Consider the following 21,865-nt stretch of genomic DNA (forward strand, 5'->3'; position numbering starts at 1 on the left):
CGTCACAATCCGGGCCGCTGCGTTTCAGCTGTTCTCCAGGTCGTCGTCGCTGTCGGCGTAGCGCTGGGCAATGGCGCGGAACTCGTCCTGCAAGGTCAGGAAGGCGTCGGCGATGTCCGGATCGAAATGCGTGCCGCGCCCTTCGCGGATGATCGCCACCGCCTGCTCGTGGGACATACCCGCCTTGTAGACCCGCCGACTGATCAGCGCATCGTAGACATCGGCCACCGCCATCAACCGCGCGGACAGCGGAATCGCCTCCCCCGCCCGGCCCTCGGGATAGCCGCTGCCGTCCCATTTTTCCTGGTGGCTGTAGGCGATCTCCTTGGCCAGGCGCAGGAACGGTACGTCCATGCCGAGCTGGTTCTCCGCATGTTGCAGCGCATCCCGTCCCAGTGTGGTGTGGGTCTTCATGATCTCGAACTCGTCCGGGGTGAGCCGGCCGGGCTTGAGCAGGATGTGGTCGGGAATGCCGATCTTGCCGATGTCGTGCAGCGGGGCGGACTTGTAGAGCAGTTTGCGGGTGTCCTCGTCCAGCTCGGCGGCGAAGCGCGGATGGTCCTTCAGGTACTCCGCGAGGGCCTCGATGTAGGACTGAGTACGGCGGATGTGGTTGCCCGTCTCGTTGTCGCGGGTTTCCGCCAGGGAGGCCATGGCCAGGATGGTCACGTCCTGGATCGCCGTGACCTCCCGTGTACGGCGGGCGACTTCCTGTTCCAGGTATTCGTTCTTGTCGCGAAGGAAGTCGGCGGCGGCCTTGATCCGCAGGTGGTTGTCCACCCGCAGCAACACGCTGGGCGGGTTGATCGGCTTGGTGATGTAGTCCACCGCGCCCAACTCGAGGCCGCGCATCTCGTCCTCGATGGCGCCCTGGGTGGTCAGGAAGATGACCGGGATATTTCGGGTATGCGCCTGCGCCTTGAGTTGCCGGCAGACGTCGAACCCGGACAGGCCCGGCATCATCACGTCCAGCAGGATCAGGTCCGGCGGGTCCTCCGCGCCGGCGATCTGCAACGCCTTCTCACCATTGCGGGCGGCTTTCACCCGGTAGAGCACCTTCAACAAGTCCGACAACAGGATCAGGTTGTCGGGGGTGTCATCCACGATCAGTACCGTGGGTCTCTCGGCGATACCGGACGAAGACATGGCTGTTCCCTCTTGATCTGGCGTATTCGAATCCTGATACCGCCGATTCCCCATCAGGCGGTTTGTTCAGCCTTGATAACGCTACGGGTCCCGAAGCATGCGCTCGTGCTCAACCGCCCAGCGCTGCAACACCTCATCCGGAATTCGATGGGGTGCGTCTACCCTTTCCCGCAGTTTCTCGGCGAAGGCTTGCGCAGCGGCACGGCTGGAAAAAAGAAAGGTCCTGCCGCAAGCCTCCACCATCCAGACCTGACCTCCTTGTCCAGCGATCTCCTGGATGGACAGGTCCATGTTCGCTCCCCGGAAAGCACGTTTGCGATGGTGTAACTGCTTCAGCATAGCCAGTGCAGCGGGGTCCGATGGGGGCGTTGAAAAAGACTTCCGACGCGGCCGAACACGGCGGCGTCAACGCGGGTTGATCCGGGTCATTACGCCTGTGCCTGGTGCACCGTAGGGTTCGCGCCGCGCGCCTCGCCCGTGCCCTTTCCTCCGATGGCCCATGCCTTTCTTCCGACAGAAAGGCGGCTAGGCTTCGAAATAGTCAGGCGATGAGCGCGGAAGAGCGGAGGCACATCCGCCAGCCGTCCTTGTAAAGGCTCCACCACCTGAGAATCACCCAGGCACTGTTCGGGGAACTGTTCCAATGCGCTACTGGCTCCTGCCATTCATTCCAGTGGCCATCGTCCTGGAGTGGGCGATGCCACACCTCCACCTGCTGGTCTTCCTCGCCGCCGCGCTGGCCATCGTGCCGCTGGCGGGTTGGCTCGGTCATGCCACTGAACAGCTGGCCGAGCGTTTCGGCGAAGGGGTGGGCGGGCTGCTCAACGCCACGTTCGGCAACGCTACCGAGCTGATCATCGCCCTCAGCGCCCTACACGCCGGGCTGTTCGACGTGGTGAAGGCCTCCATCGCGGGTTCCATCGTCGGCAACATCCTGCTGGTGCTGGGCGCCGCGATGCTGGCCGGCGGCCTGCGTCACCGCGAGCAGCAGTACAACGCCTCGGCCGCCCGTTCCCAGGCCACCCTGCTGACCCTGGCCGCTATCGCCCTGATCCTTCCCGCCGCCTACAACGCCGCCATTGCCACTCGCGCCCCGCAAGGGCTGCAGTCACTGAGCACGACCATCTCCTACGTGCTGCTGGTGGTCTATGGACTCTTCCTGGTGTTCTCGCTGATCACCCACAAGTCGCTGTTCGCCGGTACGGCCTCGGAGGAACACGCCGAGGAACAGTCGCCTCCCTGGCCGATCCCCAAGGCGCTGGCGATCCTCGGCGTGGCCACGGCGCTGATCGCCTGGATCAGCGAGATCCTGGTGGGCGCGATCGAACCCAGCGCCCGGCAACTGGGCCTCAGCAATCTCTTCGTCGGGGTGTTCGTGGTGGCGATCCTCGGTAACGCCGCCGAGCATGCCTCGGCGATCTCCGCCGCCATGAAGGACCGCATGGACCTTTCGCTGTCCATTGCCATCGGCTCCAGCGTGCAGGTGGCCCTGTTCGTTGCGCCCTTCCTCGTGCTGGCCAGCCATTTCCTCGGCCCGGCGCCCATGGACCTCGCCTTCTCCGGTGGTCTGGTGCTGAGCGTGCTGCTGGCGGTCCTGATCACCGGGCAGGTGGCGGGTGACGGACGCTCGGACTGGCTCAAGGGCGTTCAGCTGCTCGCGGTCTACCTGATCCTGGCCCTCGCCTTCTTCTTTACCCCTGATCCATCGGTGTCCTGATATGACCCCAACCGGGAGCGCCCCATGAACGAAACCCTGTCCCACCCGCCCGTGGAGCCGGATCAGCTGCCGCCCCCCTCCTCCGCCGTGCAATCGGGCTGGAAGCGCTGGCTGCCGGGCCTGAAGATGCTGCGGGAATACCAGAGTGCCTGGCTGCCCAAGGACCTGGTCGCCGGACTGGTGCTGACCACCATGCTGGTGCCGGTGGGTATCGCCTATGCCGAAGCCTCCGGGGTGCCGGGCATCTACGGGTTGTACGCCACCATCGTTCCGCTGCTGGCCTATGCGTTGTTCGGGCCCAGCCGCATCCTGGTCCTCGGCCCGGACTCGGCGCTTGCCGCGATCATTCTCGCCGTGGTGCTGCCGTTGTCCGGAGGCGACCCGATGCGCGCCATCACCGTCGCCAGTGCCATGGCGCTGGTGTCCGGCCTGGTGTGCATCGGCGCCGGCCTGCTCCGGCTGGGGTTCATCACCGAGCTGCTGTCCAAGCCGATCCGCTACGGCTACATGAACGGCATCGCCTTTACCGTGCTGATCAGCCAGACGCCGAAGCTGTTCGGCGTTTCCGTCGACAGCGCCGGCCCCCTGCGGGACATCCTCGCGCTGACCAGGGCCCTGATGGCGGGCCAGGCCAACTGGGCTGCCTTTACCGTGGGCGCCGGGACCCTCGTGCTGATCCTGGCGCTCAAGCGCTTCGACCGGATACCCGGCATCCTCGTCGCCGTGGTGGTGGCAACCCTCGTGGTGGGCGGGTTCGATCTGGGCGCCACCCACCATGTGAAGGTGCTGGGCACGGTCCCCGAGGGCCTGCCCAGTTTCGCCTTCCCCTGGCTCCGCCCGGAGGACCTGGTAACGGTGCTGGTGGGCGGCATCGCCGTGGCCCTGGTGTCTTTCGCCGATACCAGCGTGCTGTCCCGCACCTACGCGGCAAAGACCCGCACGCCGGTGGACCCTAACCAGGAAATGGTCGGCCTCGGCATCGCCAACCTGTCGGCGGGCCTGTTCCAGGGGTTCCCCATCAGCAGCAGTTCCTCGCGCACCCCGGTGGCCGAGGCCGCGGGCTCGAAAACCCAGATTACCGGCGTGTTCGGCGCCCTGGGCGTCGCGCTGCTGTTGCTGCTGGCCCCCAACCTGCTGAAGAACCTGCCCAACAGCGCCCTGGCCGCCGTGGTGATCGCCGCCGCGATCGGGCTGTTCGAATTCAAGGACCTGAAGCGCATCTACCGCATCCAGCAATGGGAATTCTGGCTGTCGATCACCTGCTTCGTCGGTGTCGCGGTGCTGGGGGCGGTGCCCGGCATCGGCCTGGCCGTGGTGGTCGCGGTGATCGAATTCCTCTGGGATGGCTGGCGTCCCCACTACGCCGTGCTCGGCCGTGTGGACGGCATTCGCGGCTACCACGACGTGTCCCGCTACCCGCAGGCCCGCCGGGTACCCGGCCTGCTGTTGTTCCGCTGGGACGCACCGCTGTTCTTCGCCAATGCCGAGCTGTTCCAGAACTGCGTCGTCGAAGCCATCGCCCAGTCGCCGACACCGGTACGCCGCGTCCTGGTGGCGGCCGAGCCGGTGACCAGCGTGGACGTGACCTCGGCCGACATGCTGGTGGAGCTGGAACATTCGCTGCGCGAGGCTGGTATCGAGCTGCGCTTCGCGGAGATGAAGGACCCGGTGAAAGACAAGCTCCTGCGCCTGGAGGTGCTGGCACACATCGGCGACGACGTCTTCCAACCCACCGTGGGCGCGGCCGTCGACGCCTACCTTGAAGAACACAATGTGGACTGGACACCCTGACGCACCGTCAGTGCCGCAGCCATTTCAGTGCGCCCGGCAACTGCCGGCTTCCGCTCGGAAAGCCCCGACTGACGGCGCTTTCCGGCATTTTTTTACGCATTTTTTACGCCGCAATCACAATCCAGGCGGGATACTTTGCGCCCTTTCGTGGCAGGCCCCTCCTGCGGCTTGCGCGCTTCATTCCCCTGGATCACAACCACCCCACATGCCCCTCTGCCGCCACCTCTTCTCAGGAGTTGATCGATGAGCTCTGGAACCCTGGAGCCAAATGCTCATTCGCATGCCCATGGGCATTCCCAATCCTCGGCCTTGAGCCTTCTGGTGGCCGCTGCCGGCGTGGTCTACGGCGATATCGGCACCAGCCCGCTGTACACCCTCAAGGAAGTCTTCTCGGGTCATTACGGCGTTGAAGTCAGCACAGCCGGTGTCTACGGGGTGCTGTCCCTGGTGCTCTGGTCCCTGCTCTGGGTGGTTTCGCTCAAGTACGTGGTGTTCATGCTGCGTGCCGACAACGGCGGCGAAGGCGGTGTGATGGCGCTGACCGCCTTGGCCCGTCGCGCGACCGCGGCCTACCCGAAGCTCAGTGGCGTACTGGTCCTGCTCGGGTTGTTCGGCACGGCGCTGTTCTACGGCGACAGCATGATCACCCCCGCGATTTCCGTGCTGTCGGCGGTGGAAGGTCTGGATGTCGCATTGCCCGGCGTCGGCCACTGGGTGGTGCCGATCACCGTGGTGCTGCTGATCGGCCTGTTCCTGTTGCAGAAACACGGCACGGCCCGCATCGGCATCCTCTTCGGTCCGGTGATGCTCATCTGGTTCGTGGTGCTGGGCGTGCTCGGCGCCTACGGCATTTCCCGGCACCCTGAAGTGCTCCAGGCGATCAACCCCTGGTGGGCCTTCAACTTCTTCGTGGCCCACCCGGGCGTTGGCGTGACCATCCTCGGTGCCGTGGTGCTGGCCCTGACCGGTGCCGAAGCGCTGTATGCCGACATGGGCCATTTCGGCCGCACCCCCATCGCCCGCGCCTGGTTCTCCCTGGTGCTCCCGGGCCTGGTGCTGAACTACTTCGGCCAGGGCGCCCTGCTGCTGGACAACCCGTCGGCAGCGCGCAACCCCTTCTACCTGCTGGCTCCCGACTGGGCGCTGCTGCCCATGATCGGCCTGGCCACCCTGGCCACCATCATCGCGTCCCAGGCGGTGATTTCCGGCGCCTTCTCCCTGAGCCAGCAAGCCATCCAGCTTGGTTTCATCCCGCGCATGCAGGTCCAGCACACCTCCAGCGCCGCCCAGGGCCAGATCTATATCGGCGTGGTGAACTGGGCACTGATGACCTGCGTGGTGCTGCTGGTGATCGGCTTCGGCTCCTCCGGCGCCCTGGCCGCCGCCTACGGCGTGGCCGTGACCACCACCATGCTGATCGACACCCTCCTGGTGTCCTCGGTGATGCTCCTGCTGTGGCGCGCACCGCGCTGGCTGGCGGTTCCGCTGCTGCTGGGCTTCCTGACGGTGGACGGGCTGTTCTTCACCGCCAACGTGCCGAAGATTCTCCAGGGCGGCGCCTTCCCGGTGATCGCCGGGGTGATCCTCTTCGTACTGATGACCACCTGGAAAGGCGGCAAGAAGATCCTGATCGAGCGCCTGGACGAAACCGCCCTGCCCCTGAAGGTCTTCCTCGACAGCATTCGCCTGCAGCCGCCCCATCGCGTCGACGGCACCGCGATCTTCCTCACCGCCAGCCCCGATGCCGTGCCCCACGCCCTGCTGCACAACATGCTGCACAACCAGGTGCTGCATCAGCAGGTGGTGCTCCTGACAGTGCTGACCCGGGACACGCCCCGCATCGAGGATTCGCAACGCTTCGAGGTCACGCCCTACGGCGACGGGTTCTTCCGCGTGTTGCTGAATTTCGGCTTCATGGAGGAGCCCAACGTGCCGGACGCGCTGCAGGACTGCGTCGTCGAGGGCCTGGACTTCGCCCCGATGCGCACGACCTACTTCCTCAGCCGGGAAACCGTGATTCCCACCAAGCGGCTCGGCATGGCGCTCTGGCGGGAGGCGCTGTTCGCCTTCCTGCACAAGAACGCCAACAGCAGCATGCGTTACTTCCAGCTGCCGGTTAACCGGGTGATCGAGCTGGGCACCCAGGTGGAAATCTGACACAGCGGGCAGGCTGCCATCCAGGCAGTGCCTGCCCGCCCCCTTGTCCCGCTACAGCGCCTGGCCGGCCACGGCATGCGGCGCTCAGGACGCGCCGGCCGCCCCCGCCACCGGCACCTCCAGCCCCACCTTCACATTGCTCATCGACACCAGGGTGCGGAAGCGCTTGACGTTATTGTTCTCGAAGAACAGCTCCCGCGTCAGTTCGGTGTATTGCTCCATGCTGCGTACCGCCAGCACCAGCACGAAGTCGCACTCCCCCGCCACGTAGTAGCACTGCTGCACCTGAGGGCAGGCGAGGAAGCCACGCTTCATCGCATCCAGCAGGTCCAGCCGTTCGCTCTCCACTTCCACCTCGACGATGATGGTCAACGGGTGACCCAGCCGGCCCGCATCCACCAGCGCCACCGTCTTGCGGATGACGCCCTCGTCCGTCAGCCGCTTCAGCCGCCGATTGACCGCCGCCGCAGAAAGATTGACCCGCTCACCCAGTTCGGCCTGGGGCAGCCCGGCGTCCTGCTGGACTTCATGGATCAGCTTGAGGTCGAAGGCATCCAGGTTCATGGTCAGTACTCGCAATGAAATTGATCAGGCTGCGCGAATCGCTCAATGAAATTCCGCCGATTGCCGAAACTTCGCGAAATTGCTGTGCCCTGCGAGAAATATTATTACGCCGTCACTGGAATCACCCCATCGGAGATCACGCGATGAGCCAACATGCCGCCCCGGCTGCGCCCCTTCTCGATGGCGAGACGTTGCTCCGGCAGATCCAGGTCCTCGGCGAAATCGGTCGCGAGGCCGGGCAGCCGGGGCGCACCCGGATCGCCCTGACCGACGCCGACAAGGCCGCCCGGGACCAACTGGTGCGGTGGATGGAGGAGCTGGGCCTTGAGGTGCGGATCGACCGCATCGGTAACCTCTTCGGCACCCTGGCCGGCCACAGGGACCAGCAGGCCCCGCTGATGATTGGCTCCCACATCGACAGCGTCGCCAATGCCGGCGCCCTGGACGGCTGCTACGGCGTACTGGCCGGGCTTGCCGTGGTGCGCGCCTTCCGCGACGCCGGGCAGTTGCCGGCCCGTCCGCTCACGGTGGCGGCCTTCACCAATGAAGAAGGCGTGCGCTACCAGCCGGACATGATGGGCTCGCTGGTGTACGCCGGGGGCCTTGCCGTCGGCGAGGCGCTGGACCGCATCGGCACGGACGGCACCCGCCTCGGCGACGAGCTGGCACGGATCGGTTACGCCGGCGACCTGGAGCCCGGCGCCCGGGTCCCCCACGAATACCTGGAGCTCCACGTCGAGCAGGGGCCGATCCTGGAAGCCGAGGGCCTCCGCATTGGCGTGGTGGAGAACCTGCAAGGCATTTCCTGGCAGCAGGTCACCATCACTGGCACCGCCAACCACGCCGGCACCACGCCGATGCGCCTGCGTCACGACGCCGGCTGGGCAGCGGCGGCGGTGATCCATCAGCTGCGCGAAATCGCTACTGACGGCACCCTGGCCACGGCGGGCTGCATGCGCTTCGAACCAGATTTGATCAATGTGATTCCGCGCAAGGCGGTGTTCAGCGTGGACCTGCGCGACCCCGACGAGGCCCGCCTGCAGGCCGCCGAAGCGCGCTTGGGTGCCTTCCTCGAACGGATTGCCCGGGACGAAGGCGTCGAGATCGGCTGCCAGCAGCTGGTGCGTTTCCAGCCGGTCACCTTCGATGCGGGGCTGGCCGACGCCATCGAAGGCTCCGCCGTTCGCCTCGGCCTGTCCCATCGGCGCATGACCTCGGGCGCCGGGCACGACGCCCAGATGATCGCCCGCATCGCGCCGGCAGCCATGATCTTCGTGCCCAGTCGGGGCGGGATCAGCCACAACCCCCGCGAACACACCGACGACGACCAGCTTCTGGATGGCGCCAGGGTGCTGCTGGACGTGGTCCTGCACCGGCTCGCCGGCCGTTCCTGATCGTCCGCCCTTTTCCCCTGCCTGGAGTCCGCCATGCTCATCGCCAACCCCAATGCCACGCGCGGTGCCTATCCCGAAGACCTGCGCGCCCTCATGAACACGCAACTGGCCGACGAGAACCGCGCCTGGCTGTCCACCTGGAGCCACCTCAGCGGGTCCGCCACGCCACTCTGGGACATGCCCGGCCTGGCCCGGCAATTGGGCGTTGGCCAGCTGCTGATCAAGGATGAGTCGGTGCGGTCCGACCTGGGCAGCTTCAAGGCACTGGGCGCCCCGATCGCCCTGTTGCGACTGATCCTCCGCCGCTTTCCCGAGCACGATTTCGAGCCCCGCGCACTTCTGGCTGGCAAGCATCGCGACGCCCTCGCCGACTTCAGCGTGATCAGCGCCACCGACGGCAACCATGGCCGCGCGCTGGCGGCTGCGGCGCAGAGCATCGGCTGCCGCTGCGTGATCGTCCTCCACGCCCACGTCAGCCAGGAGCGGGAGCAGGCCATCGCCGCCTACGGTGCGGTGATCGTGCGCATTCGCGGCAACTACGACGACTCCGTGCAGGAAGCGGCAGCGCTGGCCGCCCGCAATGGCTGGACCGTGGTATCCGACACCTCCTACGAGAGGTACGAGGAAATTCCCCGTGACGTGATGCAGGGCTACGGCACCATCGCCGCCGAACTGATCGAAGCGGGCGGCCCCTTCACCCACGTCTTGCTCCAGGGCGGCGTCGGCGGCCTGGCCGCTGGCGTCGTCAGCTACTTCTGGGAACGCTGCGGCGCCGATCGACCGACCTTCATCGTCGTGGAGCCCCGGCAGGCCGACTGCCTGTACCAGAGCGCCCTGGCCGGCCACCCCACACGGGCCAGCGGCTCGGTGGATTCGGTCATGGCGGGGCTGGCTTGCGGCGAGACGTCTCCGCTGGCCTGGAAATTCCTCGCCGGCGGCGTCGACCACTTCATGACCATCGAGGACGAGGCGGCCGTTTCCGCCATGCGCCAGTTGGCGGCCGGCGCGGCAGGTGACGTTCCGTTGGTGGCGGGTGAGTCTGCCGCGGCCGGCCTGGCCGGGCTTGCACAACTGATGGCGTCTGCGCCGCTGGCAGCCCAAGTGGGGCTGGATGGCAATTCCCGCGTCGTGCTGCTCAGCACCGAGGGAGCCACTGCGCCGGACCTTTATGCGGAGCTGGTGGGCTCGACTGCCGAAGCGGTGCTGCAACGCCAACGCGCCTGGCTGCAGGCGCGCTAGCTATGCCCTACGCCACCTTGGGGGCAGCCGGCTCCAGGCATTCGGCCAGGATCGAGAGTTCCACTTCGGCCGCCTTCAGCTCCGCTGCGCCAGCGATTTCCCAGCGATCCTTGAGGACCAGGAGGTCCATTTCCTGATCGGCCTTCAGGCACCACTGGAAGTGGTCGTGCCAGTCCCCCAAAGCGGACTGCACGGCCTTCAAGGCATGGATGGCCTCGCCCGGAATCGGCGAAAGCCGGGGGTAGGCTTCATGGGCATAGCGCATGCGCTTGACCAGCAGGCGCAGCGCATGCCGATCAAACGCCGGATCGGCCAGGGCCTGGCGCAACCGCAGGAGTTGGCGTTGCAGGCGGATTCGCACCCGTTCGCGGAGATCGCCCAGCTCGCCTTCGCGCTCGGCCTCGCGCATCCGCTCGGGCCAGGCATCCAGCACGGCCATGAAGCGCTGCAGCGTGGCGCTGGACTCGATGGCGCCATAGCTGGATTCGAGCAGGTGGCGCCGACGCTCGGCCTGGTCGTGGAAGCCCTGGCGATCCAGCTCGACGATCAGCACTTCCAGATCGCGTACGGGCGTGGTCAGGCGGCCTACATCAGCCGCCGCTGCGTCCAGTTCTCTCGGTGCATCCAGGCGCCGCATCGGTCGCAACAGGCTGCGCAGCTTGCGCAGGTTGATACGCAGGTCGTGGAGGGCTTCTCCATCGGTCCGGCAGGCAAGGCGCGCATAGGCGTGGTGAAGTCCGACTTCCAGCCCAAGCACCTGGGCGACGATTGAATCGATGAAAGACATCCTGACTACCCTTCGACGACTGGTGCCAAGAGCCTAGCCAAGAAAGATGTGAATGGTGTTGCACCAGGTCAACACCTCTCAGCGTGGACAGGACCGGCTGGCCTGTGGCAGCGTCCGGGACGATCACGCCAACCCGGGAGCCCCGTATGAACGACAGGAAAGAAGCCATTGCCCGATTCATCCGCGAGGAGTTCCCCCAGGCGCGGGTCGAAGTGGATGCCGTGGGCGACCGCTGCGCCACGGTCTCCCAGGCGGTGGACGACTCCGACCTGCGCCCCGGCGGAACCATCTCCGGGCCGACGCTGATGGCGCTCGCGGATGTGGCGCTCTACGTGGCGCTGCTGGGCGAGATAGGCATCGTGCCCCTGGCCGTCACCACCAGCCTGACCATCAACTTCCTGCGCAAGCCCGAAGCCGGCAAACGCATCATCGGCGAGTGCCGGCTGATGAAGGTGGGCAAGACCCTGGCCATGGGCGAGGTTTCCCTCTACTCGGAGGGGCTGGACGACCCGGTCGCCCACGTGGTGGGCACCTACTCCATTCCCCCGGCCCGCTGACCGGCGCCGATCCACCATCCGGCACCCCATGGGTGCCGACGCCGCACTTGCCCGCTACAATGCGCCCCCTGCTTTAGTGCCGGATGCCATTGCCATGTCCCTACCCAAACACCACCTCGAACTCCTCAGCCCCGCCCGCGACGTCGAAATCGCCCGCGAGGCCATCCTGCATGGGGCCGATGCCGTGTACATCGGCGGCCCGAGCTTCGGGGCCCGGCACAACGCGTGCAACGAGGTGGCGGACATCGCGAAGCTGGTGGAATTCGCCCATCGCTTCCATGTGCGGGTGTTCGTCACCATCAACACCATCCTCCATGACGACGAACTGGAGCCGGCGCGCAAGCTGATCCACGAGCTCTATGACGCCGGCGTCGACGCGCTGATCGTGCAGGACGTGGGCGTCCTCGAACTGGACATCCCGCCGATCGAACTCCATGCCAGCACCCAGACCGACATCCGCACCCTGGAGCGCGCCAAGTTCCTCGACAAGGCCGGCTTCTCCCAGCTGGTCCTGGCCCGCGAGCTGAACCTGAACCAGATCCGCGCCATCGCCGACGAGACCGACGCCGCCATCGAGTTCTTCATCCACGGCGCGCTGTGCGTGGCCTTCTCCGGCCAGTGCAACATCTCCCACGCCCAGACCGGCCGCAGCGCCAACCGCGGCGACTGCTCCCAGGCCTGCCGCCTGCCGTACACCCTGAAGGACGACCAGGGCCGCGTCGTGGCCTTCGAGAAGCACCTGCTGTCGATGAAAGACAACAACCAGAGCGCCAACCTCAGCGCCCTGGTGGATGCCGGCGTGCGCTCCTTCAAGATCGAAGGGCGCTACAAGGATGCGAGCTACGTCAAGAACATCACCTCCTACTACCGCCAGCGTCTGGACGGCATCCTGGAAAGTCGCCCGGACCTCGCCCGCGCCTCCAGCGGCCGCACGGACCACTTCTTCGTCCCGGACCCGGACAAGACCTTCCACCGTGGCAGCACCGACTACTTCGTCACCGATCGCAAGATCGACATCGGCGCCTTCGACACCCCCACCTTCACCGGCCTGCCGGTGGGCCAGGTGGAGAAAGTGGGCAAGCGCGACCTGATCGCCGTGACCCATGAACCGCTGACCAACGGCGACGGCCTCAACGTGCTGGTCAAGCGTGAGGTGGTGGGCTTCCGCGCCAACATCGCCGAGCTGAAGGATGAGTTCGAGGAAGACGGCGAGAAGCGCTGGCGCTATCGCGTCGAGCCCAACGAGATGCCGGAAGGCCTTTCCCGCCTGCGCCCGAACCATCCGCTCTCCCGCAATCTGGACCACAACTGGCAGCAGGCCCTGCTGAAGACGTCCGCCGAACGCCGCGTTGGCGTCAGCTGGAAAGCCACTCTGCGCGAAGCGCGCCTGGAACTGACCGCCACCAGCGAAGAAGGCGTGAGCGCCACCGTCGCCCTGGACGGCCCGTTCGGCGCCGCCAACAAGCCGGACCAGGCGCTGGAGCAACTGCACGACCTGCTGGGCCAGTTGGGCACCACCCAGTACCACGCCGAAACCATCGAGCTGGACGCACCGCAGGCGTTCTTCATCCCGAACTCGCAGCTCAAGGCCCTGCGCCGCGAAGCCATCGAGCAGCTCACCGAAGCCCGCGTCGCCGCCCATCCCCGTGGCAGCCGCAAGGCCGAGAGCAACCCGCCGCCGGTGTATCCGGAGTCGCACCTGTCGTTCCTGTACAACGTGTACAACCAGAAGGCCCGCGACTTCTACCACCGCCACGGTGTGCAGCTGATCGACGCCGCCTACGAGGCCCACGAGGAAACGGGCGAGGTGCCGGTGATGATTACCAAGCACTGCCTGCGCTTCTCCTTCAACCTCTGCCCCAAGCAGGCCAAAGGCGTGACCGGCGTGCGCACCAAAGTGGCGCCGATGCAGCTGGTGCATGGCGATGAAGTGCTGACCCTGAAGTTCGACTGCAAACCCTGCGAGATGCATGTGGTGGGCAAGATCAAGGGCCACATCCTCGACCTGCCCCAACCCGGCAGCGCCGCCACCCAGGTGGTCGGCCACATCACCCCGGATGACCTGCTGAAGACCATCCGCAACCGCGCGCCGCACTGACGTCGCCACCTGGCTGACCGTAGGGTGCGCTGTGCGCACCGCTTCCGGAGTCAGGTCCGGCGCCAGGTCCAACCGCTGATGCGCACGGCGCACCCGACAGGCTCGAATCCTTCGCTTTCGCCCACCGGCATAGGTCGGCGCATTCTCGACAATCAGAGCTTGCGAATTCTCGCTACAGGCTTAATGTAGAGGCTCAAACATTTTTTGTTAGAGACGCTACATGGAACGCTGGCTCTCCCTGGTCATCGGCCTGCCCACCGCCAACGCCACCGCGCGCATGCGGGCCTGGCGCGCCTTGAAAGGCTGTGGCGCGGCAGTCTTGCGTGATGGCGTGTACCTGCTGCCGAACACGCCCGGCTGCCGCGACGAACTGGCCGCCATCGAGCGGGACATCCTGTCCATCAATGGCACCGCCTACCTGCTGCCCATCGAGGACCCGGAAGGCGCACGCTTCATCCCGCTGTTCGACCGCAGCCAGGACTACGCCAACCTGCGCGCCGAGATCGAGGCCTGCCGCAACCAACTGAGCGCGGACAACGCCCTGGCCTCCACCCGGCAGATCCGCAAGCTGCGCAAGGCCTTCACCCAGCTCGCGGACATCGATTTCTTCCCCGGCGAAGCCCGGCAGCAGGTGGATTCAGCCCTGCAGGACCTGGAAACCGCCATCAGCCGCACGCTGTCGGCGGACGAACCCAGCAGCCACGAGCAATCCATCGCGGCGCTGCGGCGCTCCGATTACCAGGGCCGCCTCTGGGCCACCCGCAAGCGCCCCTGGGTGGACCGCCTGGCCAGCGCCTGGCTCATTCGCCGCTTCATCGATCGGGACGCCCGCTTCCTCTGGCTGGAGTCACCTCGGGACTGCCCGCAGGACGCCCTGGGTTTCGACTTCGACGGCGCCACCTTCAGCCATGTCGGCCAGCGCGTCACCTTCGAGACCCTGCTGGCCAGCTTCCAACTGGACGAACCGGCCCTGAGCAAGGTCGCGACCCTGGTGCACTACCTGGACGTGGGCGGCATCCAGCCGGCGGAGGCCGCCGGCATCGAGCGGGTCCTGGCCGGCCTGCGGGAGAGCGTCACCGACGACGACCAGCTCCTGGCCGCCGCCAGCGCCATCTTCGATAGCCTCCTGACCGCCTTTGCGAATGACGAGAAAGACCATGAGTGAGACCACCGTGCGCAGCGCCGAGCAGTCCCCCGCCTCCAGCGCGCCCATCGGCCTGTTCGAGGCCTTCCTGTTCTGGCTGAAGCTCGGCTTCATCAGCTTTGGCGGCCCGGCCGGGCAAATCGCGATCATGCACCAGGAGCTGGTGGAGCGACGCCGCTGGATCAGCGAGCGGCGTTTCCTCCACGCGTTGAACTACTGCATGTTGCTCCCCGGCCCGGAGGCCCAGCAGCTCGCCACCTACATCGGCTGGCTGATGCACCGCACCTGGGGCGGCGTCATCGCCGGGGCGCTGTTCGTGCTGCCCTCGCTGTTCATCCTCATTGCCCTGTCCTGGGTCTACATCGCCTTCGGTGAAGTGCCGGTGGTGGCCGGGCTGTTCTACGGCATCAAGCCGGCGGTGACCGCCATCGTCGTCCAGGCGGCCCACCGCATCGGCTCGCGGGCGCTCAAGAACAACTGGCTGTGGGGCATCGCCGCGGCGTCCTTCGTGGCCATCTTCGCCCTCAACCTGCCCTTCCCGCTGATCGTCGTGGGAGCCGCCCTGGCGGGCTACATCGGCGGCCGCCTGGCACCGGAGAAATTCAGCCTGGGTGGCGGTCACGGTGCCGCACAGGCCGACTACGGCCCGGCCCTCATCGACGACGACACGCCAACGCCGGAACACGCGCGCTTTCGCTGGTCGCGCCTGCTGTTGCTGATCCTCGTCGGCGCCCTGCTCTGGCTGCTGCCCATGGGCCTGCTGACCGCCTGCTTCGGCTGGCAGGGCACCCTGACCCAGATGGGCTGGTTCTTCACCAAGGCGGCGCTGCTCACCTTCGGCGGCGCCTATGCCGTGCTCCCCTACGTCTACCAGGGGGCGGTGGACCACTACGGCTGGCTGACCCCCTCCCAGATGATCGACGGCCTGGCCCTGGGCGAAACCACGCCCGGGCCGCTGATCATGGTGGTGGCGTTCGTCGCCTTCGTCGGCGCCTACGTGCAGCCGGTGTTTGGCGCCGACCAGGCGTTCCTCGCGGGCGCCCTGGCTGCCACGCTGGTCACCTGGTTCACCTTCCTGCCCTCCTTCCTCTTCATCCTGGCGGGCGGGCCCCTGGTGGAATCCACCCACAACGAGCTGAGGTTCACCGCGCCGCTGACCGGCATCACCGCCGCCGTGGTCGGGGTCATCCTCAACCTGGCCCTGTTCTTCGGTTACCACGTGCTCTGGCCGGAAGGCTTCGAAGGCCGTTTCGACTGGCCCTCGGCGCTGATCGCGCTGGCGGCGGCCGTCGCCCTGTTCCGCTTCAAGCGCGGCGTGATCCCGGTGCTGCTCGCCTGTGCGCTGGTCGGGCTGATGGTGCATCTATTGCAGGGCTGAACAAGGTCCTGCGGGGCCGGGAGGTGAGCGATGAGCCGGATCACCCGTTGCGAACTGGCGGAGTGGCAGGCCGCAGGACGCGCCTTCACCTTGCTGGATGTGCGTCGGGCTGGCGTACGCACCGATGATGGATTGGACATTGCCGGCTCGCGCTGGCTGGACCCCGAGGCGGTCTTTTCCTGGAAGGACAGCGTGCCACGGGACCGGCCGGTGGTGCTCTATTGCGCCCATGGCCATGAGATCAGCCAGGGCATCGCCGGGACGCTCGAAGCCATGGGGCTCGATGCCCGCTACCTGATCGACGGATTCTCCGGCTGGCAGGAGGCCGGCCACCCCACCCGGAGCCTGTAGAACCAGGCGGGAGGTGCAGCATGAAATGGGTCACCCGTGAACGCCCGAAGATCGACCGGATCGCCTGCCCCTGGCTGATCCTGCGCTTCATCGATCCACAACCCGAGTTTCTCTACGTGCCGGCCGCCGAGGTGTTGCGGGTTGCCGCCGAGCAGGACGCGGCGCCCTACGACATCCCCGGCGTCGAGCTCAGCCACGAAGGCGAGTTCTGCAGCTTCGACGCCTTCCTCAAGAAATACCGGCTCGACGACCCGGCCCTGCGCCAGTTGGCGGCCATCGTGCGCGGCGCCGACACCTCGCGCCTCGATCTCACACCGCAGTCCGCCGGCCTCTATGCCATCTCCCTCGGGCTGTCGCACACCTTCGCCGATGACCACGCAATGCTCGCCCAGGGCCTGGTCATCTACGACGCGCTCTACGCCTGGTGCCGGGACTGCCAGGGAGAGACCCACAACTGGCCGCCTCAGATGTGAGGCGACCAGTTGCACCCTGGCGCGATTCATTTGGCACGAAATGCGAAGTGCAAGTCATGGAATGAAAAGCTTGTGCCTGCATGCGACCGCAGACTTGCAGCCCTACATAACAAGAATTCAGGCCATCCGGGCCCCTTTCGGACTGACATGTTTCGCGACCTTTCCCAGGCATTGAGCCCTGCCCGCACGACCTCAATCTCTGTCCACAACCCGCTTGGCGAGGTGAAACACCATGCCGAGTGAACAGCTGAATCGACCCACCAATGTCCTGCTGGTGGCGGCCGACCAGGACGATGGCCGGAGCACGTTGCGACAGTTCCTGACCTCCGCCGGCTATCAGTGCAGCACCTGCGGTTCCGGCCGCGAGGCTGTGCAGCGGTTCGTCGATAACCCGGACATCGACATCGTGCTCTGCGACCTGCATGCCCCGGAACTCGACGGCGTCCGCCTGGTGGACGAGCTCATGCAGGCCTGTCAGGCACCACGGGTCTTCGAAGCCATCGTCTTCGCCGAGCAGCTCGTCCAGCAGTGTGCATTCGGCGCTTTGCGCCTGGGTGCTGCCGACTACCTGCAAAGGCCAGCCGACCCCGTTCAAATCCTGCGGACGATTCGCTGCCTGGAGCAAAGGTTGGAACAGCGGCGGCAGGGCGAGCGGGAAAGGGCCGAACTGAATCGGCGCATGAGCGCACTGGCCCGGGCCATCGACGAACTCCAGACCGATCTCGGCAAGCTCAACGGCGCGGCCGACGACCCGTCCGCTCCCGCCGGCGCCAATCCGGAAAGCTCCCTACCAGCGCCCTTCGACCGGCTTACACAGCGCCAGCAGGATGTTGCCCGCCTGGTCGGCCGTGGCATGGCCAACCAGACGATTGCCGGCGAACTCGGTCTGAGCCCGAACACCGTGAAGCTGTATGTCTCCCAGATCATGAGGATCACCGGCGCGCGGAACCGCACCCAGATTGCCCTGGACCTGGGGCGCGGTCTGCCGCCGGTCAGGCAGCCGGGCGCCTGAGGGCTTCCGGCACTCAGTTACCCGCCGATACCCCGCAGTCGATGGCCATGTCCGCCCCCGTGATCGAGCGGGCGCCCGGCTGGCAGAGGTAAAAGACCAGCTCGGCCACTTCCTCCGGTTGAATGAAGCGCGCCCGCTCGCCCTGGGGGTACTTCGCCAGTAGCTCCCGGTAATAGGCCTCCGGGTCGCCCTGCCCATAGCGTTCGGCCTGGAACTTCAGCATGGGCGTCTGGATGTCCCCCGGTGACACCGCATTGCAGCGCACGCCGAAGGGGGCCAGGTCCAGGGCCAGCGCCTTGGTCAGCAGACTCACCCCGCCCTTGCTCGCGCAGTAGGCCGCCGCGTTCCGGTTGCCCTGGCGGCCGGCATCGCTGGAAATGTTCACGATGGCCCCTTCCGACAGCTTCAGGTGCGGAATCGCCGCCGCGCACATGAAGAAGGCGGCCTTCAGGTTCACCTCCATGACAATGTCGAAGTCCGCTTCGCTGAAGGTCTCCACCGGCCCCTCCCGCCACACGCCCGCCGCATTGACCAGCGCGTCCAGCCGGCCGCTCGCCGACACTGCGGCCGCTACCGTTTCCTCGCAAACCGCCGGCAGGCGGATATCGGCGGTGTAGGTGCCGCAGAGCGGATGACCGGCCTGCAGCTCCGCCAGGCCGATGGCATCCACATCGGTGGCGAAGACCTGCCAGTTGCCCTGGATGAATCGCTCCACGAGGGCGCGGCCGACGCCACCCGCAGCCCCCGTGATGAGTACGACCGGAGTCGCCATGATCATCGCCCTCCCGCTCACGGAGCCTTGTTTTCGATCAGGCAATTGCCACCGTCCACCACCAGCAGCTCGCCGGTGATGTAGCTCGCCTCCGGCGACGCCAGGAAGGCAACGGCAGCGGCCACTTCCTCAGGGCGACCCGCGCGGCCGACCGGGACGTAGCGCGCGGCGTCCACTTCTTCCGGTGAACTGGAGCCGGTGGCGATCCACCCCGGCGCCACGCTGTTCACGGTGATGCCCTGGCGCGCCACTTCCAGCGCCAGGCCCATGTTCAGGCCCACCATGCCAGCCTTGGCCGCACTGTAGGCTGCCTCCCCGGGGTTACTGCCGCGGGTGCCAGTCGTCGAGCTGATGTTCACGATGCGCCCATAACCCCGGACCTGCATACCCGGCAGCACAGCGCGGATGAGCAGGAAGGCGGTGGTGAGGTTGCGGGCGATGGAGAGGTTCCAGATGCCCAGGTCCATGGACGCCACGTCGGCGAAGGGCTCGGGGCTGCCCTGCATGGCCATGCCCGCGTTGTTCACCAGGATATCGATGCGTCCCCAGACCGATTCGGCCCAGCGCGCGAACTCATTCACCTGTGCCTCGTCGGTGAGGTCCACCGCCCTGCCCTCGGCTTCGAAGCCGGCGGCGCGCAGTTCCGCCACCCGATCGGCGATCCGCGCGCTGCTCGCCGTGACGATCAGCTTCGCACCGCAGGCGCCCAGCCGACGGGCGATTGCCATACCGATGCCGACCTCGCTGCCGGCGCCGCTCACCAGCGCCACCTGTCCTTGCCACCCTGTCGTGCTCATCTCCGTCTCCCAAGCGTTGTTGTCGTTGGACTAGAACTTAGGTTCACGGGACTGATAAAAAAAGACGACTGTCATCAGCAAAACTGAAAACTGCCATGGCCTTCACCAGCGAATCACTCAAGGTATTCCTCGCCGTCCTCGACGGTGGCTCCTTCTCCGCTGCCGCCCGCAAGCTCGGCCGCGTGCCGTCCGCCGTGAGCATGGCGATCTCCCAGCTCGAAGCCGAACTGGACATGGTGCTGTTCGACCGCTCCACCCGGAAGGCGCTGCCAACCGCAGCGGCCTTCGCCCTGGAACCCCAGGCCAGACGGGTCGCCAGCCAGCTCAACCTGCTGGATGCCCATGCGCTGCAACTGCACCAGGGGCTGGAGCGCCGCCTGACGCTGGCCATGGCGCCGGAGCTGCAAACGGGCGCGTGGAGCCGTCCCCTGGCGACCCTTGCCCGGGAGTTCCCCACCCTGGAGATCGAAGTGCGCTCGGCGTCCCAGGCCGAGGCCGTGCGCATGCTCCACGAAGGCAGTGTGCAACTGGCGCTGGTCTTCGAGCGTCCGGGAATCGATGAGCGCGAGACCTTTCTGGAAGCGGGGAGCCAGCTGTTGGTGGCGGTGGCCGCGCCGGGATCGCCAGGCGCGGACCAGGACCACCCGCTGGCGGAAGAACAGATGTCCAACCTCCGCCAGATCATCGTGGCCACGGGCGAGCCAACGGGCTCGGACCCGAGGGTCGTGCTGTCGCACCGCGTCTGGCTGACGGACAGCTACCTGGCGACCCTCGACCTGGTGCAGGCCGGCCTGGGTTGGGCCTACCTGCCGCAGCCGCTGATCCAGCCCCTGATCGCCTCGGGTGCGCTGAGCGAAGTGGTGTTCGATAACATGGCCAGCCGAATGCGCCTGTGGGTGGACATCGTCTGGATCAAGAACCGTGCCCTCGGCTTGGGGGCCAAGCGCTATCTGGAGCTGATTCGGGAACAGGTCAAGGCGGAACCGCGCAGGTCCTGAAGGCCGCACCGACTACTTCAGGTATGAGCGCAGCAGGGTGGCGATCTGGTCCACCTCGACCTGACGCTGCTCCGCCGTCACGTCATCCGCGCCAAGGTGGTCGCGAATGTGGCCTTCCATCACCTCTGCCATCAGGCCATTCACCGCACCTCTGATGGCCGCGATCTGCTGGAGCACCGCCAGACAGTCCTTGTCCTGATCCAACGCCGTTTCCAGGGCGGCTGCCTGGCCTTTGATCTTGCGCACCCGCGTCAGTAGTTGCTTCTTGCCTTTGATCGTATGGGCCATGGGGAAACTCGCTCCAATAGGATACTGGGGTATAGTATGCGAAGCCTTTTATTGGAGCATGATAGCCATGATTTCGCGGACTCCGGAACGTTGGGTGCATTCCCACGCGTTTCACCAGGGAAATCCCATCGCCGAACGCAAAACCCGCCTCGCCGTATGGCTGACCGCCTGCATGATGGTCGCCGAGATCGCCGGCGGCTGGCTGTTCAACTCCATGGCTTTGCTGGCGGACGGTTGGCACATGAGTTCCCACGCCCTGGCCCTGGGGTTGTCGGTGTTCGCCTACTCGGCGGCCCGCCGATACGCCCGCGACCAGCGCTTTGCCTTCGGCACCTGGAAAATCGAGATTCTGGGCGGCTACTCCAGCGCGATCCTGCTCCTGGGCGTCGCCGGACTGATGATCTTCCAATCGGTGGAGCGCCTGTTCTCGCCGGGCCCCATCCACTATGACGAAGCGATCGCCATCGCTCTGATTGGCCTGGTGGTCAACCTCGCCTGTGCCTGGCTGCTACGGGACGACCACCACCATCACCACCACGAAGGCCACGACCACCCTCATCACCACGACCATCACCACCACGATCTCAACCTGCGTTCCGCCTACCTGCACGTCATTGCCGATGCCGCCACGTCCGTCCTGGCGGTGATCGCCCTGCTGGCCGGCAAGTTCTGGGGCGCGGCCTGGCTCGACCCTGTGATGGGGCTGGTGGGCGCGGCGCTAGTGGCGAGCTGGGCCAAAGGGCTGTTGCGGGACACCGCGCGGATCTTGCTGGACGCGGAAATGGACGCGCCGGTGGTGGCGGAAATCCGTGAAGTCATCGAACAGGGCCCGGTGCCCGCGACCATCACCGACCTGCACGTCTGGCGGGTCGCCAAGGGCAAGTACGCCTGCGTCCTCAGCCTGGCCACAGCGGGCACGCTGGATGCCGACAGCGTGCGCGAGCAGCTCAGCATCCACGAGGAACTGGCCCACGTGACCGTGGAAATCAACCGGGTTATCGCCGCCTGACGGCCCCCCTTCCCCTCCGGGCGTCCTCCCCTGCGCCCGCGCCATCGCTCGCTGCCTTCCGGGCCAACCCCGCCCGGAAGGTCCGCCTCACGCCCCGCCCCGCAGCCCCTGATCGGGTGTCGACAATCCCTGTGCCGACCAGATGCGTTCGCCCCGAATCCTGGAGCGCGCCCAGCGCCAACGCCGCCGTTTG

Annotated in this window: 21 protein-coding genes; 14 read left to right on the top strand and 7 right to left on the bottom strand. The window is 66.4% G+C overall.

From position 1 onward, the window contains the following. Positions 1–24: 24 nt before the first annotated feature. On the bottom strand, positions 25–1,146 hold the full coding sequence (locus TQ98_RS14595) for a two-component system response regulator (protein WP_044874515.1): 1,122 nt from the start codon (positions 1,144–1,146) through the stop codon (positions 25–27). An 81-nt stretch (positions 1,147–1,227) separates the two neighbouring features. Beyond that, positions 1,228–1,437 (bottom strand): hypothetical protein, encoded by a 210-nt coding sequence (locus TQ98_RS14600; RefSeq protein ID WP_044874514.1) that lies wholly within the window; start codon positions 1,435–1,437, stop codon positions 1,228–1,230. 352 nt (positions 1,438–1,789) lie between these two features. On the opposite strand from TQ98_RS14600, the gene cax reads away from it, so the two are divergent. The 3 genes from cax (at position 1,790) to TQ98_RS14615 (ending at position 6,811) form a co-directional block, all read left to right on the top strand. Next, positions 1,790–2,863 carry a calcium/proton exchanger gene (cax, locus tag TQ98_RS14605; protein WP_044874513.1) on the top strand — a complete coding sequence of 358 codons (1,074 nt, stop codon included), beginning with the start codon at positions 1,790–1,792 and terminating at the stop codon, positions 2,861–2,863. 126 nt (positions 2,864–2,989) lie between these two features. Further along, complete coding sequence (gene sulP / locus TQ98_RS14610; RefSeq protein ID WP_242443208.1) at positions 2,990–4,654, top strand: sulfate permease; 1,665 nt, start codon at positions 2,990–2,992, stop codon at positions 4,652–4,654. 243 nt (positions 4,655–4,897) lie between these two features. Beyond that, positions 4,898–6,811: a potassium transporter Kup gene (locus TQ98_RS14615; protein WP_044874511.1), complete on the top strand. Its 1,914-nt coding sequence runs from the start codon at positions 4,898–4,900 to the stop codon at positions 6,809–6,811. Between the two features lie 84 nt (positions 6,812–6,895). On the opposite strand, the gene TQ98_RS14620 is transcribed toward TQ98_RS14615, so the two are convergent. Then, positions 6,896–7,375: an Lrp/AsnC family transcriptional regulator gene (locus tag TQ98_RS14620; protein ID WP_044874510.1), complete on the bottom strand. Its 480-nt coding sequence runs from the start codon at positions 7,373–7,375 to the stop codon at positions 6,896–6,898. A 143-nt stretch (positions 7,376–7,518) separates the two neighbouring features. On the opposite strand from TQ98_RS14620, the gene TQ98_RS14625 reads away from it, so the two are divergent. Both TQ98_RS14625 and TQ98_RS14630 read left to right on the top strand, forming a co-directional pair. After that, positions 7,519–8,769 (top strand): Zn-dependent hydrolase, encoded by a 1,251-nt coding sequence (locus tag TQ98_RS14625; protein WP_044874509.1) that lies wholly within the window; start codon positions 7,519–7,521, stop codon positions 8,767–8,769. Positions 8,770–8,802: 33 nt separating this feature from the next. Continuing rightward, complete coding sequence (locus TQ98_RS14630; protein WP_044874508.1) at positions 8,803–10,008, top strand: diaminopropionate ammonia-lyase; 1,206 nt, start codon at positions 8,803–8,805, stop codon at positions 10,006–10,008. Positions 10,009–10,015: 7 nt separating this feature from the next. On the opposite strand, the gene TQ98_RS14635 is transcribed toward TQ98_RS14630, so the two are convergent. Beyond that, positions 10,016–10,795 (bottom strand): CHAD domain-containing protein, encoded by a 780-nt coding sequence (locus TQ98_RS14635; protein ID WP_044874507.1) that lies wholly within the window; start codon positions 10,793–10,795, stop codon positions 10,016–10,018. A 146-nt stretch (positions 10,796–10,941) separates the two neighbouring features. Between TQ98_RS14635 and TQ98_RS14640 the strand changes: the two genes are divergently transcribed. The 7 genes from TQ98_RS14640 to TQ98_RS14670 all read left to right on the top strand — a co-directional run bounded on the left by TQ98_RS14640 (position 10,942) and on the right by TQ98_RS14670 (position 17,808). Continuing rightward, the gene (locus TQ98_RS14640) at positions 10,942–11,352 is read left to right on the top strand and encodes a PaaI family thioesterase (protein ID WP_044874506.1); all 411 of its coding nucleotides are present in this window, start codon (positions 10,942–10,944) and stop codon (positions 11,350–11,352) included. Between the two features lie 94 nt (positions 11,353–11,446). Next, on the top strand, positions 11,447–13,450 hold the full coding sequence (locus tag TQ98_RS14645; protein ID WP_044874505.1) for a U32 family peptidase: 2,004 nt from the start codon (positions 11,447–11,449) through the stop codon (positions 13,448–13,450). A 220-nt stretch (positions 13,451–13,670) separates the two neighbouring features. Next, positions 13,671–14,615: a chromate resistance protein ChrB domain-containing protein gene (locus TQ98_RS14650; protein WP_044874504.1), complete on the top strand. Its 945-nt coding sequence runs from the start codon at positions 13,671–13,673 to the stop codon at positions 14,613–14,615. Beyond that, positions 14,608–15,972: a chromate efflux transporter gene (gene chrA / locus TQ98_RS14655; protein ID WP_044874503.1), complete on the top strand. Its 1,365-nt coding sequence runs from the start codon at positions 14,608–14,610 to the stop codon at positions 15,970–15,972. The genes TQ98_RS14650 and chrA overlap by 8 nt, the downstream gene beginning before the upstream one ends. Before the next feature lie 30 nt (positions 15,973–16,002). Further along, positions 16,003–16,323: a rhodanese-like domain-containing protein gene (locus TQ98_RS14660; protein ID WP_044874502.1), complete on the top strand. Its 321-nt coding sequence runs from the start codon at positions 16,003–16,005 to the stop codon at positions 16,321–16,323. Between the two features lie 20 nt (positions 16,324–16,343). Next, on the top strand, positions 16,344–16,796 hold the full coding sequence (locus TQ98_RS14665; RefSeq protein WP_044874501.1) for a chromate resistance protein ChrB domain-containing protein: 453 nt from the start codon (positions 16,344–16,346) through the stop codon (positions 16,794–16,796). A gap of 232 nt (positions 16,797–17,028) precedes the next feature. Then, a complete protein-coding gene (locus TQ98_RS14670; RefSeq protein ID WP_103102969.1) occupies positions 17,029–17,808 on the top strand; it encodes a response regulator transcription factor in 780 nt (259 codons plus the stop codon). A 13-nt stretch (positions 17,809–17,821) separates the two neighbouring features. Here the strand turns inward: TQ98_RS14670 and TQ98_RS14675 are convergent, their stop codons facing one another. After that, the gene (locus tag TQ98_RS14675) at positions 17,822–18,580 is read right to left on the bottom strand and encodes an SDR family oxidoreductase (RefSeq protein ID WP_044874716.1); all 759 of its coding nucleotides are present in this window, start codon (positions 18,578–18,580) and stop codon (positions 17,822–17,824) included. Positions 18,581–18,597: 17 nt separating this feature from the next. Further along, a complete protein-coding gene (locus TQ98_RS14680; RefSeq protein WP_044874500.1) occupies positions 18,598–19,377 on the bottom strand; it encodes an SDR family NAD(P)-dependent oxidoreductase in 780 nt (259 codons plus the stop codon). Between the two features lie 95 nt (positions 19,378–19,472). Between TQ98_RS14680 and TQ98_RS14685 the strand changes: the two genes are divergently transcribed. After that, entirely contained in the window at positions 19,473–20,375 is a 903-nt protein-coding gene (locus TQ98_RS14685; protein ID WP_044874499.1) for a LysR family transcriptional regulator, read from the top strand. Between the two features lie 12 nt (positions 20,376–20,387). Here the strand turns inward: TQ98_RS14685 and TQ98_RS14690 are convergent, their stop codons facing one another. Then, the gene (locus TQ98_RS14690; RefSeq protein ID WP_044874498.1) at positions 20,388–20,663 is read right to left on the bottom strand and encodes a metal/formaldehyde-sensitive transcriptional repressor; all 276 of its coding nucleotides are present in this window, start codon (positions 20,661–20,663) and stop codon (positions 20,388–20,390) included. A gap of 67 nt (positions 20,664–20,730) precedes the next feature. Here TQ98_RS14690 and dmeF point away from each other — a divergent pair, with 67 nt between their 5' ends. Beyond that, positions 20,731–21,672, top strand: a complete 942-nt coding sequence (gene dmeF / locus TQ98_RS14695) for a CDF family Co(II)/Ni(II) efflux transporter DmeF (RefSeq protein ID WP_044874497.1) — start codon at positions 20,731–20,733, stop codon at positions 21,670–21,672. Positions 21,673–21,865: the final 193 nt, after the last annotated feature.

It is taken from the genome of Pseudomonas sp. LFM046 (assembly GCF_000949385.2).
Lineage (GTDB): Bacteria > Pseudomonadota > Gammaproteobacteria > Pseudomonadales > Pseudomonadaceae > Metapseudomonas.